This is a genomic window from Photobacterium atrarenae (assembly GCF_024380015.1).
Lineage (GTDB): Bacteria > Pseudomonadota > Gammaproteobacteria > Enterobacterales > Vibrionaceae > Photobacterium > Photobacterium atrarenae.
The window spans coordinates 1,151,524-1,170,686 of sequence record NZ_CP101509.1 but is presented as its reverse complement, the minus strand read 5'-3'; the positions used below and the strand labels follow the sequence as shown (position 1 = coordinate 1,170,686).

Here is a 19,163-nt window from a genome sequence, read left to right as displayed (position 1 = left end):
GAAAAATTACGCGCCAATTACCCAGCTTTTCCTGCTAATGTAGTTTTTGAGAAGATCGGCGGTAAAGTGGGATTAAACTACGAACTTGGTATATTTTTCGAGTAAAGATTCTTACTAAATACCTATCAGAAAAGTACTTTAGTCCCGAGGAGCTTACCCCCGAAGAGCATTTGGATAAAATTAAAGGACGTAAGGGTATTATCATCTATCAAGTTAATGGATGGAGTGATGCGACAGGACATGCTGATCTGTGGGATGGTAATAAATGTGTATACGAAGGGTATGCATCAGTTACCCACAAAGTTTTATTCTGGGAGTGCGCATGATAAGGTCTTTTGCTTTTGTACTTATACTGATTTCATCATCTGTAAAAGCCAGTGCGAGTACACAACCTCCAATCGACGAACAATTAATGCAATTTGCTAAAGCGAACTGTTTTTATCAGTATTTTCAACACAAAAATTATGAATTAGGCGATATTAGAAATATCTCTGCAGGTATAGTTAAAATGAGTTCCTTTTCACCAGAAATATTCGTTGAAGTATCGAAACTAGTCAAAAGTTATGAGCCCGTGCTTCAGTACAAGAATGAGACATCACCGCTACTTGTGAAGTGTTTTACTTTAGAGAGCGATCCTGTTTTTCTAGAAAGTCTAAACGCACTGTCTCAGGGCGAGTAAAGTTACATAAGCTGCTTAAGCGTAATTCGCAACCCATCGCCATTTTCACCATGCGCTCCGAGAGCCCGACGCCACCTATCACCGGGTAGACCGACCTTGCGGGCAATTATACTCTGGGACTGGCCCTACTGCTTGCGCTGATCCTGCAGCAGATGGCTGAGCTGACGGGCGGACTAGATTTGGCTCTACAAAAAGTTATTCATAAACTTGCTAATTTAGCAAGAGCACTGACATATTTCTGCCCACCCCTAAGTTAAATAGCCTACTCTCAAAAGTAGGCCATTTACCAAACATGATCATATCACAGCATTAAACAACACAATCAAGCATGATGGCGGCATATTCGTTCACCTATAGCACTTCCTTATCTTGTACCTCAACGCCGCTCCCCCACTCGCCAACCGTCCAGCCGTTTTTGCTCGCTGCCGTAACTTGGCGGCCATTGAGTAATCCCTGCCCCTGGAGCCAGCCCATCAGGGTGGGTAAAAATGACTCCGCGAGTGCCGCTTCCTGCAGCCATGCCATCTTGAGCCACTGCCAGATGCCAAATTGTTGCTGTGGAAAAACCGTTGAATCCAGCAGGCCATGATTGGCATGTGTAAGCAGTGCTGTGGTGACCTTCGGATGTGGCTGGCGCTGCCAGCCTTGATACTCATGGCGAGCATCGACATTCAGATCATCTTCGCCCCATAGCAGCAAGGTCGGGATCCGAATGGCACGATAATCGGCCCCTGCGTCTGAACGAAAGTTGTTCATCACAAAGGTGAAGCGTTCCGGCGTCATCGCATCTTCACCTGCCCGGCTGACGTACTCGCTATAAGTCGGCTCGGTTTGGAAAAATGCGATTTCCTGGTCATATTCACGCAATTTTGCAGCGATCTGCGCCGGACTGAATCCTTTTTCTGTGTATTTTTCCTGGGTGTAATAGCGCCCCTGTTCAATCCAGTTGGCGGCAAAGCCAATCCCGATTGCGAATCCGAACTGATCTTCGCGAGCTGCCAGTGCCGGGACCACCCAACCCGCCTGGCTAAAGCCGACCAGCCCGGTGCGCTGCGGCGTAATCCCATGAGTTTCCTGCACCCACTTCGCTACCGCCAGTACTTCCTGTTGCCGCTCGGCCATGGTCTGCGCCAGCCAGTTGCCTTTCGAATCACCAACGCCCGGCTTATCCCAGCTCACCACTGCGATCCCGTGTCGCCGCAGGGTTTGCCAGATCAGCGGATAATAGCCGTTGGCATCCGCAGGCATCGCGCCATCACCATGGACGAACAGCACCACGGCGCTTGGCACACCTTGATCCAGCGGCGCTAAATACTGCCCGGACAACTGCTTACCGTCATATGACAGCTGAAAAGACGCTGCATGGGCGTCCGGCAACATCAACCCGAACCAACACAGCAGCAACATCACAGTTTTCATCTTCACGCTCCCTGATTGTTGTGACGGCTTTCTCCGGCCAGCGCACGGCCCGCCCTTATAACGCGCTCGCACTTAAAACACCCGCTCTTAAATTACCGGCAACATCCGTTTCCTGCCGGGTGACATCGACGAGATAAGGATCAGCCCAGGTTTTGCCATCAACAACCCCTGGCAATAATGATAGGGAGAGGTGACTCTCCGGGTTCAGGGTGTAGCGGTACCCCAGCAAGAACCCGATTTCCCCGCTCAGCCCCTGAGATGCCTGCGCATTGCAGGCAATACCTGACGCCAGCAATCCCGTCACGATTGCGGATAATGTGTGTTTCACAATTCACCTCGCCTAATCCTGGTTATCAACCCACGCGCCGGTGTTGCCTTTGGTATTGCGTTACCGACGTCACCATGAATCTTGGTGGGATGATTATTCCCCTGAGGCAAAAAGAAAAAGTGTCTCAACTTGCTGTTCTGACGTTTGAAACGAAGATTGCCCTCACGCAGGAAGGAAACGCATGCTCCGCAGTCTGGGACACGTTTTTGCTTCCCGGTTGTCACATACTGCCCCCGTATTTCATGCAGGAGGCAACTGATGGCAAGTTCCGCAACATTTACAGTGCGATCGATTATCCGCGCTTACCCAACCCAAGTCGCCGTCACCTGGCTTATGGTGGCGGTTGAAAATATCCTGATGGTATTGTTACCGCTGTTGATCGGGTTTTCCATCGACGGCTTGCTCAACCAGGAAACCCAGGATTTTATGGTGCTGGCGGTGGTATTGCTGCTGCTGGTCGTGGTGTCTGTGGTGCGCCGCTTCTACGATACCCGGGCCTACGGGACCATGCGGGTTGACATCGGCAGGCAGGTGGCCCATGGCCTCCAGCACTCCCCCGTCACCCGTCGCAATGCCCGCCTGACCCTGTCCCGCGAGCTGGTCGACTTTCTGGAGCACGAGCTGCCGCCACTCTTCACGGCCATCATTCAGCTCATCGCCTCCATGGTGATCCTGGCCGGCTTTCATCCAATGCTCGCTCTACATGCCGGGGCCGCCGCACTTGCCATGCTGTTGACCTATGCCTGCTTTCATAACCATTTCATTCGATTAAACACCATGCTGAACAACCAGCTTGAACGTCAGGTCAAGCTGCTGTCTCTGGCACCCGCCATCAGCATCCGCTCGCACCTGCAAAAGCTGAAAAGACGCGAGATCCATCTCTCTGATACCGAAGCGCTGACCTACGGGCTGATCTTCCTGATCCTGTTTGGCTTTGTTCTCGCCAACCTGTGGCAGATCACCCACACCACCGGGCCAAGTGCCGGGGAACTGTTTACGATCGTCTCTTACTCGCTGGAGTTCGTCGAAGCGGCCATTCTCCTGCCCACCACGCTGCAAACCCTGTCCCGGCTCAGTGAGATCAGCCAGCGCTTAACCCCTCATCATATGCCGGGAGTCGAATCATGAAACCAGGAAAACGTCTGCCCCTACTCTGGGCTGTCTTGCTCTTGCTGACCGCCATTGGCATCGTCGCGCTGGTGCACCCGGACCCGATCCCAGCTGAGCCGCCCCAGGCCACCCGCCAGCCGGTGACCTATATCGACGCCGCGCCTACGACGTTCCGGCCGGTGATGACGCTGATCGGCACCACCACACCGCGCTGGTTCAGCGAAATCAAAGCACCACTGAGCGCCAAGGTGAACTCAATCAGCCCGCAGCTTGAGCCCGGCACGCTGGTTGCCCGTGGCGAGCCGCTGGTGCAACTGGACACCACACAGCTTGAAAGCCAGCTGGCGCAGGCGACACACCAGCTCAAAGTCGCCGAGCTCGCGCTTCAGCAAGCGCAGCATGAACAAACCGTAGCGTTAAAAATGCTGTCCGGAAAGCACACTTCCGCCTATGCCCGGCGTGAGCCTCAGCTTGCTGCTGCCAACGCCGAGCTCACCCAGGCCCGGGCAGTTCACCGGGCGGCACGCCAGCAACTGGAAGACGCGACACTCATCGCGCCCTTTGATGCCCTGATCCTCAGCCGAACCGTCAGCCCAAAACAGTTCGTTGAGCAGGGTCAGGTCCTGTTTGAACTAGTCGCCAGCGACGCCATCGATATTCAGGTCCCGGTGTCCGAGCGCCAGTGGCAAGCCCTGTCTCAAACCCTGTCCCAGCCTGATGTTGCAGTGACGGTCCGGGACCGACAGCAACACACCTGGCCGGGCACTTTTCGCTACCTCGTGCCGCAAGCCGATGCCACCTCACGTCAGCGCCAGGTCGTGTTTTCTGTTTCGGATCCGTACCGCACCCGGCCGCGTTTGCTGCCCCAACAACAGGTCAGCGTCGATATCCGGTTAAAACAGCATCCGGCCGCTTTTCGGCTCCCGTCCAGTGCACTGACCCGGGATCACGACGTATGGTCAATCACGGCAGACAACCAGCTGCGGCGTGAGCCGGTCACGCGGTTACAAACGCAACTGCGCGGAGAAAACCCGGGCGTTTGGGTTGCGTTTGAGCAGCGCCCTGCCGAGCCCCGGCGTATCGCAGTCTATCCGCTGGACAGCATGCTCCCCGGACAAACCGTGAAGCCGGTATTACCTGACAGCTCGGATTTGAACCGCCCTGTTTTGAATAGCTCTGTTATGAATAGCCCTGATTTAAAGAGTTCCGATTTGAAAAATACTGATTTAGCGAATACGGATGTGGAGCGCCAACCATGAACGGACTGACACGCTGGTTTATCGATCACCCCATTGCGGCCAACCTGCTGATGGTCGCGATTCTGGCCGCCGGATTGCTGAGCGCCGGACAGCTCAGGGTCGAGTCCTTCCCGCAGATGGCCCCGACCAGTCTGGTGGTTGAAGTCGCTTATCCGGGGGGCACCGCCCGCCAGATTGATCAAGGCATCACCCAGCGCGTGGAAGAGGCCATCAGCGGGCTGGCCGGGATCCGGCAGATCACCAGCCAGTCGTCGGCAGGCATGGCGACGATCCGGGTGCGCAAGACTGCAGCCACCGATTTGGATCGCCTGCTCGAGGAAGTCCGCGATCGGATCAACAGTATTGAGCGCTGGCCGGCACACGCCGAAAAACCGATCATCCGCCGCGATGAATTTACCAACCTCGCCGCGTTCGTTGTGATCTCCGGTGACCGTCCGGACTCTGAGCTGCAACCCGTCGCCCGGCAGGTTGAACTGGCATTAAAACAACACCCGGACATCGCCAAGGTTTCGAACTGGGGGGCGAGAGCGCCACAACTGATCATCGAGCCGGATATCGACACACTGCGTCACCACGGACTCAACCTGGAAAGCCTGGCCGGGATCCTTGAACAAATGTCGCTGGAAACCCGCAGCGGCGAGCTAAAACGCAGCGGTGGCCGACTGGTCCTGCGGGGAGACGGTTACGCCGATAATTTATCGCACCTGAGTAGCCTTGAAGTGCTCGCCACGGCTTCGGGTACGCTCACTCTGGGAGAGCTGGCAACGTTGCGCCGGGATTATGAATCTACCGGGGCGGTTGTTCGCAACAACGGCGACAACGCGATTGCCCTGCTGATCAGTACCAGCCAGCAGGATAATCTACTGCACATCAGCCAGGCGATTGAGGACACTTTAGCCCGGCAGCGCCAGCGCTTACCGGCCGATATCACCCTCTCCACCATGGCCGACATGGCCCCTTATATCGACGATCAGCTCGACCGCCTGACCACCAACGCCTGGCAAGGGCTGTTGATCGTGCTGGGCCTGCTCGGGCTGTTTCTGGATCTCAAGCTGGCCTTCTGGGTTGCACTCGGAATCCCGGTCGCGCTGTGCGGCACACTGGGTGCAATGAACTGGCTCGACTACAGTATCAATGACATCACCCTGTTCGGTTTTATTCTGGTGCTCGGGATCCTGGTCGACGACGCGGTGGTGGTTGGCGAAAGTATCTATGCCAGGCGACATCCCCACCGGCCCCCGAAAAAGGCCGCCTGGCAGGGCGTCCGCGCCGTTTCCGTCGCGACGGTGTTCGGGGTACTGACGACGATCGTTGCCTTTTCGCCCATGCTGTGGCTAAACAACGATTTTGGCCGGCTGTTCGCGAGTTTTTCCGCCATTGTGATTGTCGCCCTGCTGTTTTCACTGATTGAGAGCAAATGGATATTACCGGCGCATCTGGCCGGGGCCTCCACAAACCATCGTTTGCCGTCATTCATCACCCGGCTCCAGCAATCGGCGCAGCGCCAGCTGGCGCATTTCATTCAGACAGTTTACAGCCCGCTGCTGCGACGTACCCTGCACCACAAGCTGGCGACATTGCTCAGTTTCTGCGCGGTCGTTGTGCTGGCCTACGGACTGTGGGCCAATGGCACCATCCGCAGTGCCCTCTTTCCGGAGATCCCCGGCCGCTATATCACCGCCAAAGTCACGCTGCAACAGGGAGCACCGCTCCCGCTTCAGGAAAAGGCGCTGGCGCAACTTGAGCGCACGGCCCTGAAACTCAATCAACAGCTGAAACAAGAATTCTCACTGGCGAACCCGCCGCTCACTAACCTGCTGGCCTGGTCCGACGGCTTGGGTGACATTGAGGTGACGGCAGAGCTGACCGCCGAGGCGTTGCGCCAGTTGCCGGGTAACCGAATCCTCCATGATTGGCGCACATTCACCGGTCCGATCGAAGGCGCCGATTCCCTGCGCTTCTCCGCCGCAGATGCCCCGGCCGGTGGCACGCAACTGTCGGTCTCCGCACCAGACAGAGCGCTGGCACAGCAGGCCACCGCTGAATTAGCCCAGCAACTGACTCAGCTTGCGGGCGTTGATGATGTCTATGACGACAGCAACGGGGGGCAAGATCAACTGCGGATCCGGCTCAATGCGTTTGGTCGCCAGCTGGGGTTGACCCAGCATCACATTGCCAAGCTGACCGGCGAAGCGTTTGGTCAGAGAGAGCTGCACCGGATCCTGGATCACGGCCGGGAGACCCAGATCATTCTGCGCTATCCGGTTGAAAGCAAACGCAGCCTGGCACAATTGCGCCAGACACCTGTGATACTGGACAACGGGCAGGCCGTCTTGCTTGAGGATATCGCTACTTTCACGCTCGAGCGCGAGCCGCAGGTGCTGTATCGGCGCAACCGGGCGCAGGTAATCAACCTGTACTGGCGGCAGGACCGCACTATCCAGTCACCGGAGCAGACCCTGCACCAGCTGGCCGCCGGGATCGAAGCCATTGAGTCCCGTTTTCCCGGTGTCCGGATCCACGCGGCGGGCGAGTTTGAAGAAATCACGGAGGTTCAGCAAGGGCTGACGTCGGCCTTCATCCTGACGATATTGCTGATCTACATCTTACTGGCGATCCCGTTGCAATCTTACTGGCAGCCGTTGCTGATCATGGCGGTGATCCCCTTCGGTGTTGCCGGGGCCATTCTGGGCCACGGCCTGATGGGGCTGCCGATCAGCTTGCTCTCCCTGCTCGGGATGATGGCCATGACCGGGATCGTGGTTAATGATTCGCTGGTCCTGCTGACACGGTTTAATCACAACTTCCGCGCCGGGATGACGCTTCACGCGGCGCTGACCGAGGCATGCACCGGGCGGTTCAGGGCGATATTTCTGACCACGATCACCACAGTGTGCGGCCTGCTGCCACTCTTGTCTGAAAGCGCAGAGCAAGCGCAGTACCTCAAACCGGCCGCGGTCTCGCTGGTGTTCGGTGAACTGCTGGCAACGGGGATCACCTTGATCCTGACCCCGGTGTTGCTGGCCAGCTTTAGCCGGTCGCAAGCGCCGCAGGAAGCAGCGTCATCTCAGACCACCCAACTCACAATGCCCCCAACTGCGCCATCACCAGCAGCCTCTTCATCAGTATCACAATATGATTCTAAGTTACGGAGAGAACACTCATGCTAAGCCCCCAAGTTGCGTTTATACCCGACACCCGGCATAGTAAAGCAAACCAACCAGCTGTATTGCATATCATGTCGGACCAACCCACCTCCCCGTATAACCTGGTTCCGGAGGTCGCGCTACTGACCTCGCTGCCTGAGCACCTGCAAAAGCGGTTTACGCGGGCGCTGGAAATCATGCATCAGGATTACAGCGAAGGGCTGACCTGGGAGGCCGTGGCGGAACAAAGTGCAATTTCCCCGTTTCATTTCCATCGCCAGTTTACCCAGCTGTTTCACGAAACACCGGGTCAGTACCTCGGCCGGATCAGGCTGCAGTTTGCAGTGTCCCTGCTACTGGAAACCCCGTCGAAAAAAATCACCGAGATTGCGCTGAAAACCGGCTTTTCATCATCGCAGGCGCTGGCTAAGGCACTACGCCGCCAGCTGGGCACCAACGCCAAGGTGATTCGCCATCTCGCCCATACCGGAACGCCGGATCAGACCACCGAGCTGCTGACCCGGCTGGCCCATCCGAGTACCGAGCAAGCCATTGAATTTCAGCTTGCCGACAACCTGCCCTGCAAGCTGATCCGCTTCCCGGAGCGGTACTTAAAACCCCGCCCGGTACCGGATTTTGAGTGGGAGACCCTGTGTGAAAAGCTGGGTCAGAAAGTGACCCGACTGGTTTGCCTGGCCCCGGTTGCTGAGCTGGACCAGCCCTGGCATGCCATTCCCTATCGTGTCGGAGAATGGGTCAGCAACGCAGCCCAGGGCAACTGCACCGTCAAAGCGGGCAACTATTTATGCTGTGAAGTCTCGGTCGCCTCGGATATCGGCTATCTCACCGCACAAGCGGGACTCTTTGACTACGCCGAAAAACACAACCTGCCGATCGATCCCGAAGGCTACCACATTGAAATGATCCGCGAGGTCGAGCTCACCGCCACCGGCAGCGCCACATTTACGATGCAGATTCCGATTCTCACAAAGGCATAGCGGTACACCAACGAGCCAGAACCGCACAATCGCGGAAACATCCCACCCACCTTCCGCCAGATGGCAAAGACCACCTGGCGGACGGGTGGGTACCGCTCTCTGTCACTCACTCGTCGTCAGCGACGCCAAATGTGCTTTCAAGGCAACTTTGTCGCCGTTGAGCTGCTTCACCAGCGCTGACGTTTGCTGGTAGCCCATTCGCTTTTTCAGCTCAATCACCGTCGGGATCAGCGAATCAACATTCTGCTGATTGGTCTCGGGATGAAGCCGGATCCCAATCACGCACTGATCGGCAAACACCGCCACGCCTTTGGTCAGGTGGTCGACGGCATCGAGCAGGTTGGTGATCACCAGCATGCCCCAGGGCGTGTAGTCCAGCTCACCGTGACCATGACTCAGCTTCACCGCCGTACAATGCCCAATCGCCTGCATCGCACACTGGACCATGAACTCCGGAATGGTCGGATTCACTTTACCGGGCATCGCACTGGAACCCGGCTGCACAGCCGGTAGTACAATTTCAGCCAGGCCGGTTTCCGGCCCGGACGCCATCAGGCGGATATCTTTGGCCATTTTGACCAGAAAGCCCGCGAGGCTTTCCGCTTCTGCCGCCAAAGCCACCTGCGCATCGAGCGACTGACTGCACTGATAGAAATTACAGTGCCGGGTATAGTGGCCGCTGGTGGTCTGATTCAGCGCCTCGATACACTCGGCCGCAAACGCCGGCGAGCAATCCCCTGCCCGGCCGATGATATTGGCACCGAGGTTCACCGCCAGCAACCCATCGCAGGCCCGGGCCAGTTTGTCGCGATACGATTCGACAGAGGCCAGCATCCCGCCCCAAAAATCGGCAAAATCAATGGCGACCGCATCCTGCAGACAGGTTCGCGCTATCTTTTGCTGGCCCCGGTGCTGCCGCTGTAAACAGCCCAGTGCGTGTTCAAGCCGGTGCAGGGCTTCAATCAGCGACAACCCTTCAGCCCGCGCGGCGAGATGGCTGGCCGTTTGCAGACAATCGCTGGTCGAGTGGTTAAGATTGATCTGATCATTGGGATGCGCCGGTGAATAGCTGCCCGGCAGCTGATTGTAGAACTTGCTGTTGACCAGATTGGCAATCACCTCATTGAGATTCATATTGGTGGAGATCCCCCCGCCGCCGTGAAAGGCATGGACCGGGAAAAGCTCAGGTGAAAAGTCCTCCATCAGGGACTGACACACAATCTCAATATTCATCCCCAGCACCGCATCCAGCTCACCATGGTTCCGGTTCACCCGGGCCGCGGTTGCTTTGACCGCCAGCAGCCCTTTAACAAGCGCCGGATAATCACCCAGGGTCTTCTGCCCGGCGACCGGATACAGGTTCAGGGCGCGCTGGGTCTGGGCGCCGTAAAGCGCATTTTCCGGGACCGGGATCGGGCCGATCCCGTCCGTTTCCGTTCGAAATGACATCATTTCCCCCAAAATAACAGGCGCGACACTGATCCGTCGCGCCTTGGATGACGGTTTCAGAACCGCAGATTAATCGTCGCCGTGGTACACCCAGATACACTTGGTCTTGGTGTAGGACGACAGGGAATGGATCGCCATTTCCTTGCCCCAGCCGCTCTGGCGGAAGCCGCCAAACGGACTGCTCAGGCCGTAGCAACCATAGCGGTTAATAAAGAACATCCCGGCATCAATCTTATTGGCCATCCGGTGAGCCCGTTTGACATCTGAGGTGTAGACGCCGGCTGCCAGACCATAAGGGGTCGCGTTGGCAATCTCGATCGCTTCCTGCTCGGTTTCAAAGGCAATACAGCACAGCACCGGACCGAAAATCTCTTCCTGGGCAATTCGCGTAGTGGGCGAAACCCGCGAGAAAATGGTCGGACGAATATAGAGCCCCTCAGCGTTATCGCCCGTGGTATCGCGATAGCCACCGGCCACCAGCTCAGCTTCCTGCTTACCGATCTCGATGTACTGCATGATTTTGTCGAACTGGGCCTGGTTACACTGCGGGCCCTGCTGGCTCGCTTCATCAAACGGGTTGCCACACTGAATGGCTTCTGCTTTGGCGATGAGCTTTTCAACCACCTGATCGTAAATCGATTCCTGGATCAGGAAGCGAGTCGGCTCCGAGCATTTTTCCCCTTTGTGCGAGAACATCACGGTAAAGGCGCGATCAATGGCTTTGTCCAGATCCGGCGTATCGGCGAAGAAAATACACGGCGATTTACCGCCCAGCTCCAGCGTGGTGGCCTTGAGGTTCGACGCCCCGCTGTTCTGGATAATCTTGCGGCCCACCGGGGTGCTGCCGGTGAATGACACCTTGTGGATATGGTCGCTCAGGGTCAGGTGGTTCGAGGCTTTGCCATCGGCCACCAGCAGGTTCAGCACGCCAGCCGGCAGATCCAGATGCGCGTCGATCAGTTCAAACAGATAGATCGCGGTCAGCGGGGTGAACTCCGACGGCTTGAGGATCACCGTGTTGCCCATCGCCAGTGCCGGGGCCAGTTTCAGTGCCGCCTGGTACAGCGGAAAGTTCCACGGGGCGATCAGCGCGCAGGCACCTACCGGCTCCTGGCTGGTAAAGTTGAGGTAGTCCTTATCCACCGGCGAAGTTTCACCGTAGTATTTATCTGTCCAACCGGCATAATAATCGAAAATATCAGCGCAGGTCGGGATATCATCAGCAAGCGACTCCCCAATCAGCTTGCCGTTGGGGAGTGTCTCCAGCACCGCCAGCTTCTCGGTATTCTCGCGGATCAGCTGGGCAATCTGGCGCAGGATATTCGCCCGCTCCGTCCGGCTGGTTTCCTGCCAGACACCAGACTGGTGACAGGCGTTGGCGATTTGCGCGGTTTCTTCAACCAGCTGTTCAGAAGCCAGTGCCATTGAACACAAAACCTGCTGGTTGCTCGGGTCAATAATGTTCCATGCTTGCTCAACACTGCCGGACACCCATTTGCCGCCGACATATTGCTGCTTTTCTTTTCCGAGCCATTCCTGCGCCCACTGTTTTGCCTGTGCCAGGGTCTGTTCCATCTTGCTTTCTCCTCATCCGGCATTGCCTGTGTAATAAACAGGTTCAATATAGTGAGTTCACATATCCGCAACAAACGAGACTAAGTCATACCGGAATGACATATAATCATGCCCCCGGCACCTTCAAAGTCGATATGGTTAACACGCTGATCTCCATGAACTTCTCGAAGGTAAGCCCACCGCAGGACCGCGATGGCCGCCCTCGGACGTATTCATTTTGTGATGAAGGATAACTCGCGTGAGAACACTCCCCCCGCTCAATTCGTTAAAGGTCTTTGAAACCGCAGGCGAGTGCCTGAACTTTACCCTGGCTGCCAGAAACCTGAATGTCACCCAGGGGGCGGTGAGCCGTCAGATCCGCCAGCTGGAAGAGTACCTGGGCGTCAGCCTGTTTACCCGCACCCCCGGCAAACTGGAGCTGACCGCCGCCGGGCTCGAACTGCTCCAGGTGATTCAGGGTTCATTTTCTGAAATCGAGAAAGAGATCGCGTCTATCCGCGATCCGAATTTGCGTCAGCGGCTGACCATTTTGGCCCCGCCGACCTTCTGCTCCCGCTGGCTGAGCCCGCGGATCGGCAGTTTTGCCCAGCTCTTTCCCCAGTACGAGTTGCACCTGTATACCGACAAAGAAGAAGGGGTCAGTTTTGATCTGGAGATCTGTTTCGAGGAAATTAACCGCCATCTCGAAAAAGATCGCATCCTGTTCGTCGAAAAGTATATTGCGGTGTGTAATCAGGACCTGCTGTCTGATTGCATGAAGCTGGAGCAGAATGCCCATCGGATGCTGCATATCCGTCACAAAGGGGATCACCTGCCCAGTTGGGCCGATTGGCTCGCCGCGGCCGATATTCCCCTGCCCGCCGGGCACGCACCCGGGATCACCATGAGCACCCAGGAGCAAGTGATCAACGCCGCGATTGCCGGCAGCGGTTATGCGATTGTCGATCAGAACATGGTTGATTTTTCACTGAAAAGCGGGGCGTTGATCCAGTTCAGCCCGCTCCAGGCACGCAGCCGTTACGGCTATACCCTGAAAGTGTCTCCGGCAAAGCTTGGGATCGGCAAGGTGGATAATTTCTGCGAGTGGCTCAAAGACCGGGCGCTGGATTTATTCTGAAAGGAGATCGGCCCAGCCGGGCCGATCGGAGTGACGTCAACCGTCGCGGGGGTTAAGAGATTTTATCTGAAGCGTAACGTTCGTGGCTCAACTTCAGTGCCTCTGTCGCTTTGGCTTGCTGGAAGATATCTTTCATAAAACCGATACACATCACAGTAACAATCACCGCAAACGGGCATCCCAGGATCACCAGCACTGACTGAATGGCCCCCATCCCGCCGGACTGCAGCAGCATGATGGTGATCACCGAAATAGCCACAACCCAGAACACACGCTGGTAAACCGGTGCATTTTCCTGTTGCTCAGAAGTCAGCGTGTTAATCACCAGGGTGCCGGAATCCGAGGTGGTAATGAAAAAGACAAAGATACTGAACAGGGCCAGATAGCTGGCAATATTCCACTCAGACAGCACCTCAAAGAACTTAAACAAAGCCGTCGAGGAGTTTTCCATCACCGCCGTTCCCAGCTCGGTAACGCCCTGGTTATGGATCAGGTCAATCGCACTGTTGCCAAACACTGTGATCCAGGCGATAGAAAAGCCGACCGGGATCACCAGCACACCCACCACAAACTCGCGGATCGTGCGGCCTTTGGAAATACGGGCAATGAACAAGCCGGTCGGGGCCGCAAAGGCAATCCACCAAGCCCAGTAGAACAGCGTCCAGCCATAGAACCAGTCCGGGTTGCTGTAACTGTAAGTTTCAAAAGTGAGCGGAATAAAGCTGGTCAGGTAGTTCCCGACATTCTCTATGGTTGAGTTCAGAATATAGGTGCTCTCAGATACCAGGAACACATACAGCATCAAGGCAATCGCCACGGCAATATTGACCACAGACAGCAGTTTGATACCGCGCTTGAGGCCCAGGATCAGAGAGATGCAAGTGACAAATCCGATGATCGCAATCAGTAAGATCTGATGGTCGATACTCTGCTCAAAGCCAAAGACATATTCCAGTCCGGCGTTGATCTGCTGCACCCCGAACCCAAGCGGGGTCACGATACCCACCACGGTTGCCAGCACCGCAAAGATATCAACAAATTGACCAATCGGCCCGTGGATCTTATCGCCAAGAACCGGATACAACGCGCTTCGCATTTCAATCGGCAACCCTTTGCGATAGGCCGAATATGAGATCACCAAAGCCACAATGGTATAGATTGCCCAGGCATTGACGCCCCAGTGGAAAAAAGTAATGTTGATGGCATCGCGGACAGCGACGTCAGACTGTGCATCCACGACAGGCGGACTCATATAATGCATCACCGGCTCAGCGACGCCAAAAAACACCAAGCCAATCCCCATCCCGGTGCTGAACAACATCGCACCCCAGGAAAAGTAGCTGAACTCCGGTCGATCGCCGGGCTGGCCAAGCTTGATGTTCCCGGCAGAGCTGAACGCGCAGTAAGCCAGAATCGCCATAAACAGCGCCACACTGCCCATATAGAACCAGGAGAAATGAACACTGATGGTATCTTTAATGTCGTTAAACAATTGGGTACTGGCTTGCGGGGCAATAATGACCGCCACAAAAAAGACCGCCAGCACACTCAGCGAACCCAGACAAACCAGTGATTTATGATGCAACTTCCATGGTGAGACTTTCATCTTCCCTTCCCCCTTATTTCAGCAGCTCAGCTTCAAACGGATAGTTGGTCAGGTTTTCAAAGCCGTCTTCCGTAATAATCACCTGATCTTCCAGCTTGACCCCTTCCAGACCCCCGACTTCACCCACATAAGCTTCGACACACAGCGCCATCCCCGGCTCCAGGACACCGCTGTAGCCGTGCTCAGCCAGATCTTCGGGGTAACGGATCGACGGGTATTCATCGCACAAGCCGACCCCGTGCATCATCACGCCATACCGCTGCGCGCGGAACTCCGGTGGCAGCAGTAAGCCCGATTCAGTCACTTCGCTGAACGTCATACCGGGTTTGAGGATCTCCATGTTATGCTGAATATGCTCGTAGGCGGTGCGGTACAGGCGCCGTTGCTCTTGTGTTGCTTCCACATCCCCAATCAACCAGGTACGGGAGATATCGGCGCAGAAACCATAAGGGCCGATCAGGTCGGTATCAAACGCCAGCAGCTCCCCTGATTTCACCACCCGCGGGCCGCATTCCTGGAACCACGGGTTTGTTCTCGGACCGGATGACAGGATCCGGCATTCAATCCATTCCCCACCCCGCTTGATGTTCTCGGCGTGCAAAACCGACCAGATATCATTCTCAGTCACGCCTGGGACCGTGGCTTTCTGCATTTCCCGCATCGCGATTTCGGTTGAAGCAATAGAGCAACGCATGGCGTTAATCTCATCTTCATTTTTCACCGCCCGGGCAAGCTCCATTACTTCCTGACCGTCGAAAATTGACAGTCCCAGCTTGTCCAGCTCGCGCAGGCCGGCAATTTCGATTTTATCGACCGCAATGCGTTGGTTCTCACCACCATGGGTTTTCACCAGAGATTGAATTTCTTTGGCAAAATGCGCGGCATGCTCATGGGTGCGATCACCGGTCTCAAAATAAAAAAACGAGGCGCCGCCACGAATTTCTTTCACCAGCGGCAGGTGCGCGGACAGATGTTCACAGTTATGGAAATCCCACAGCACGATATAACCGCTGGCAGAAACAAAGCAGGCACGCGCATGGTTATGGGTGATCCACAACTGCATGTTGGTGGAATCAGTCGCATAGCGAATGTTGAGCGGATCAAACAGCAAAATGCCGGCTAAGTCCCTTTGCTGCAGTTGCTGAACAATACGCCCCAGACGATATTCACGCATAGACGCCAGGTTCGGCGGGGTCAGGCCCAGCGCCTCCCACTCGGCAAAAGCCAGGTCCGTCGGACCAATTTCAACCCGGTCATTATCATTGACTGAGCCGTCCGGCTTAAACTGCGTCGCCCGTCGTCTGGACGGGTCAATCTTACGATTTGAGCTGCTGAATTTTGTCTCTAACATTGTCATCACTTGTCCTTGTTATGTTTGCTGTTTGTTAGTGACATTAATTGTTATTGATATGTAACAAACCAGACACTCATAAATTCTCATGGTCGAATCAGCTAAAGTCATCACCTGGGTTAAACGACGCAAAAATGCAGAAAAAATGGAGATAGGATCGATAGAAAGCATGAGAAAAAGTGATAGCCATCACTTTCTAAGTAAACGCTGTCAAACCGAGAAAAAACAACAAAAAGAAAACAATTTTATAAAGCACCGGCAACCCGCCGGAGGGATACATCAAACGGGCTCCCGGAGCGCATCCTGAAACGAAAAAAGCCCCGGACCAGCCGGGGCAAACTCAAGGGAAAACTAATACAGTAAAACAGATAGAAATTTATGACGATATCAGCCAAAAATACCTTTTACCGGACGAGGATCGCGCGGGATCCGCTGGCCTGCGGTGTAATCATTAATCAGATCACACGGCGTGTAGTTCCGATCCAGCTCATAAAGCTCTTCATCGGTCAGCTTGGTTTCCAGCGCGGCCAGCGCGCTGTCAAACTGCGCTTTTGTATCTGCCCCAACCAGCATCGAAGACACCTGAGGTTTTGACAGCACCCAGGCCTGGGCGATCTGGGCTGGTGTACAACCACGGTGCTCCGCAACCCGGGCCACCGACTGGGCAATTTCAAACGACACTTTATCGTTGTACATTTCCGCGGTGAAGAAATCGGTCTTATTCCGCGTCGATTGCAAATCATTGGTCAGAATGCCGCGTGCCAGCGGGCTGAAGACCGACACCCCAATGCCCTGATCCATGCAGAATGGGATCATTTCCCGCTCTTCTTCCCGGTAGGCACAGTTGAGCTGAAGCTGCATGTTGATTGGCTTGACCCAGCCGTTGCGCTCGCACACCTGAAGAATTTTCGCCAGTTGCCAGGTGTACATGGTCGACACTCCGATATAACGCGCTTTCCCGCTACGGACGATATCGTTCAGCGCCTCCATGGTCTCTTCAACCGGTGTTGAGGTGTCGAAGTAATGGAGCATGTAGATATCGACATAATCCATGTTCATCCGCTTCAGCGAAGCATCAATCGAGTCCATGATGTGCTTGCGCGAATGACCATAGCCATTGACATCATCGTTCATGGCATAGCCCACCTTGGTGGTGACAATCAGCCGATCGCGCTGGCCGATCCGGTTGAGCACATTACAGACCACTTCTTCCCCGGCGCCAATCGAATAGAAGTCCGCCAGGTCAATAAAGTTCACCCCATGATCCAGCGCATGACGAATAATGGGCTCACTCTCTTTCTCATTAAAAATCCACGGTTTCCATTCTTTCGAGCCCATGTTCATGGTGCCCAGACACAGACGGGAAACACGAAGCCCTGATTGTCCTAGTTGTACATATTCCATTTTGAATCCCTCTTATTTACCGAGAATTGAAAAGAAGTTGCGCGGGCTATCCGGCGCGGAGTCTGTTTCGCTGGCGGGCTCGAGGATCGCTTTCCCGTCAACGACCTTGACCATAGAAATCAGTTTGATAAGTGATAGACCTGCCCCGATGACAATCAGCATCCCGGGCAGCCCAGCCAGGTTGAACAGCATTTTCACCGCATCAACCCCGATGTAGCTGGCGCTGATCCAGGCAACGAACGCAATCGACAGGCCCCAGAACGCTTTGATCCACAATGGCGATGTCAGGTGTTCGGCATCGGTGCCTTCCGTGCACAGGCCGCCAATCGCATCGGTGTTGGAGTCCGCTGCCGTAATGAAGGTAATGAAACAGACCAGGACAAACAGGGTGCTGACAATCGAGGACAGCGGGAACTGATCAAACAACACGTAAATCACCGAGGCAAAGCCAGTTTCCTGGTACGCACGGTACAGCTCACCATCCAGTAAATCGTCGAGGTAGATCGAAGTGCCGCTGAACGTGCTGAACCAGAAGAACCCGAACAGGCACGGCAGCATCACATTGACGATAATGAACTGGCGCACTGTGTAGCCACGGGCGATCTTACCCAGGAACAGCGAGGTTAATGGCGCCCAGGCAAACCAGCTGGCAAAGAAAGCCACCGTCCACCAGCCCGGCCACTGCGAGTTGCCGGAAGCGCCGGTCACCATATTGCGCTGGAAGAACTCAGACAGGTAAATCCCGAAGGTTTCCACGCCCAGCGACAGGATGTAGCTGGTCGGGCCGAGAAGGAAAATGAATGCAATCGCGCCGAAATAGAACCAGGTATTGATCCGCGACAGGATCTGAATACCGCGATGCAGGCCGGTTGAGGCAGAGAACAGCGCCGTGCCGATAATCACCAGCGCAATACCCCCATACATCACAGGAGAGGTCGCCATTCCCAGGGTGCCGGTCAGACCATCGCCAATCACCAGAATGCCGGACGTGAGCGTCGCAGACATCCCCATCACCACGGCAAACAGCGCCAGGCCATCAATCGCATCCCCGACCGGCCCGTCGATCAGCTTGCCGACAAACGGACGCAGCATGGAACCGATGGAAAACTTCATCTTGAGGTTATACAGCGCCAGCGCGAACACCAGACTGGAAACGGTATAGATACAGTAAGGGGTGATCGTCCAGTGTACGAAAATGGTCGACATGGAGAACCGCACTGCCGCGGCAGAGTGAGGTTCAATGTTTAAGTAAGCCGGCGGGTTGTAGTAATGCACGATGGGCTCAGCCACCGACCAGAACAGGATCCCCATCGCGATGACAGTGGTCAGCGACACGGCAAACCATTTAAACGGCGAGAGGATCGGCGTGGCATCTTCACCACCAATTTTGACCCGGCTGATGGGGGCAAAAAACACATACACCACCAGCATCACGGCCAGTACCGCTGAGAGCGAAAATAACCACGACAGATCATCAATGATCAGATTATTAATCGCCGAGGTCGTTTCAATAAAAAACGCTTTATCCTGCACCGTGAAATAAACCGTAATCAGCATGCAAATAAATGCAGGGTAAAACGTCAGTGCTCTGAGATTCTTCATGGACATTCCTTGTTACCTGTTGTTCACCATGGGGAACATTTTTGTAACATTTCAGCCCTGAAGCGAATGAGTTTAACTCATGGCATAATGACTAGAGCGACAATAAGAAGACGATTCGAC

Annotated in this window: 14 protein-coding genes; 6 read left to right on the top strand and 8 right to left on the bottom strand. The window is 55.2% G+C overall.

Annotated features, from left to right (window positions below; all coding sequences use genetic code 11):
* Positions 1 to 71: 71 nt before the first annotated feature.
* The gene (locus NNL38_RS21325; protein ID WP_369414641.1) at positions 72 to 326 is read left to right on the top strand and encodes a T6SS effector amidase Tae4 family protein; all 255 of its coding nucleotides are present in this window, start codon (positions 72 to 74) and stop codon (positions 324 to 326) included.
* Between the two features lie 704 nt (positions 327 to 1,030).
* Here NNL38_RS21325 and NNL38_RS21320 read toward each other — a convergent pair.
* Together NNL38_RS21320 and NNL38_RS21315 are read right to left on the bottom strand one after the other, a co-directional pair.
* Positions 1,031 to 2,098 (bottom strand): alpha/beta hydrolase family protein, encoded by a 1,068-nt coding sequence (locus NNL38_RS21320; protein ID WP_255390873.1) that lies wholly within the window; start codon positions 2,096 to 2,098, stop codon positions 1,031 to 1,033.
* Between the two features lie 55 nt (positions 2,099 to 2,153).
* Positions 2,154 to 2,426: a DUF2860 family protein gene (locus NNL38_RS21315; RefSeq protein ID WP_255390872.1), complete on the bottom strand. Its 273-nt coding sequence runs from the start codon at positions 2,424 to 2,426 to the stop codon at positions 2,154 to 2,156.
* 258 nt (positions 2,427 to 2,684) lie between these two features.
* Here NNL38_RS21315 and NNL38_RS21310 point away from each other — a divergent pair, with 258 nt between their 5' ends.
* The 4 genes from NNL38_RS21310 to NNL38_RS21295 are packed head-to-tail and all read left to right on the top strand — an operon-like array spanning position 2,685 to position 8,939.
* Positions 2,685 to 3,554, top strand: a complete 870-nt coding sequence (locus tag NNL38_RS21310; RefSeq protein ID WP_255390871.1) for an ABC transporter six-transmembrane domain-containing protein — start codon at positions 2,685 to 2,687, stop codon at positions 3,552 to 3,554.
* Positions 3,551 to 4,795, top strand: a complete 1,245-nt coding sequence (locus tag NNL38_RS21305) for an efflux RND transporter periplasmic adaptor subunit (RefSeq protein ID WP_255390870.1) — start codon at positions 3,551 to 3,553, stop codon at positions 4,793 to 4,795. The genes NNL38_RS21310 and NNL38_RS21305 overlap by 4 nt, the downstream gene beginning before the upstream one ends.
* Complete coding sequence (locus tag NNL38_RS21300; RefSeq protein WP_255390869.1) at positions 4,792 to 7,965, top strand: efflux RND transporter permease subunit; 3,174 nt, start codon at positions 4,792 to 4,794, stop codon at positions 7,963 to 7,965. The genes NNL38_RS21305 and NNL38_RS21300 overlap by 4 nt, the downstream gene beginning before the upstream one ends.
* The gene (locus NNL38_RS21295; protein ID WP_255390868.1) at positions 7,959 to 8,939 is read left to right on the top strand and encodes a helix-turn-helix domain-containing protein; all 981 of its coding nucleotides are present in this window, start codon (positions 7,959 to 7,961) and stop codon (positions 8,937 to 8,939) included. Before NNL38_RS21300 ends, NNL38_RS21295 begins: the two co-directional genes overlap by 7 nt.
* 102 nt (positions 8,940 to 9,041) lie before the next feature.
* On the opposite strand, the gene NNL38_RS21290 is transcribed toward NNL38_RS21295, so the two are convergent.
* Together NNL38_RS21290 and NNL38_RS21285 are read right to left on the bottom strand one after the other, a co-directional pair.
* A complete protein-coding gene (locus tag NNL38_RS21290) occupies positions 9,042 to 10,388 on the bottom strand; it encodes a lyase family protein (protein WP_255390867.1) in 1,347 nt (448 codons plus the stop codon).
* Between the two features lie 69 nt (positions 10,389 to 10,457).
* Positions 10,458 to 11,963, bottom strand: a complete 1,506-nt coding sequence (locus tag NNL38_RS21285; protein ID WP_255390866.1) for an aldehyde dehydrogenase family protein — start codon at positions 11,961 to 11,963, stop codon at positions 10,458 to 10,460.
* A gap of 238 nt (positions 11,964 to 12,201) precedes the next feature.
* On the opposite strand from NNL38_RS21285, the gene NNL38_RS21280 reads away from it, so the two are divergent.
* On the top strand, positions 12,202 to 13,080 hold the full coding sequence (locus NNL38_RS21280) for a LysR family transcriptional regulator (protein ID WP_255390865.1): 879 nt from the start codon (positions 12,202 to 12,204) through the stop codon (positions 13,078 to 13,080).
* Between the two features lie 52 nt (positions 13,081 to 13,132).
* Here the strand turns inward: NNL38_RS21280 and NNL38_RS21275 are convergent, their stop codons facing one another.
* The 4 genes from NNL38_RS21275 to NNL38_RS21260 form a co-directional block, all read right to left on the bottom strand.
* Positions 13,133 to 14,686: a BCCT family transporter gene (locus NNL38_RS21275; RefSeq protein ID WP_255390864.1), complete on the bottom strand. Its 1,554-nt coding sequence runs from the start codon at positions 14,684 to 14,686 to the stop codon at positions 13,133 to 13,135.
* A gap of 13 nt (positions 14,687 to 14,699) precedes the next feature.
* Positions 14,700 to 16,043 (bottom strand): dimethylsulfonioproprionate lyase DddP, encoded by a 1,344-nt coding sequence (gene dddP, locus NNL38_RS21270; RefSeq protein WP_255390863.1) that lies wholly within the window; start codon positions 16,041 to 16,043, stop codon positions 14,700 to 14,702.
* Positions 16,044 to 16,424: 381 nt separating this feature from the next.
* On the bottom strand, positions 16,425 to 17,441 hold the full coding sequence (locus NNL38_RS21265; protein WP_255390862.1) for an aldo/keto reductase: 1,017 nt from the start codon (positions 17,439 to 17,441) through the stop codon (positions 16,425 to 16,427).
* A gap of 12 nt (positions 17,442 to 17,453) precedes the next feature.
* On the bottom strand, positions 17,454 to 19,043 hold the full coding sequence (locus tag NNL38_RS21260; protein WP_255390861.1) for a BCCT family transporter: 1,590 nt from the start codon (positions 19,041 to 19,043) through the stop codon (positions 17,454 to 17,456).
* Positions 19,044 to 19,163: the final 120 nt, after the last annotated feature.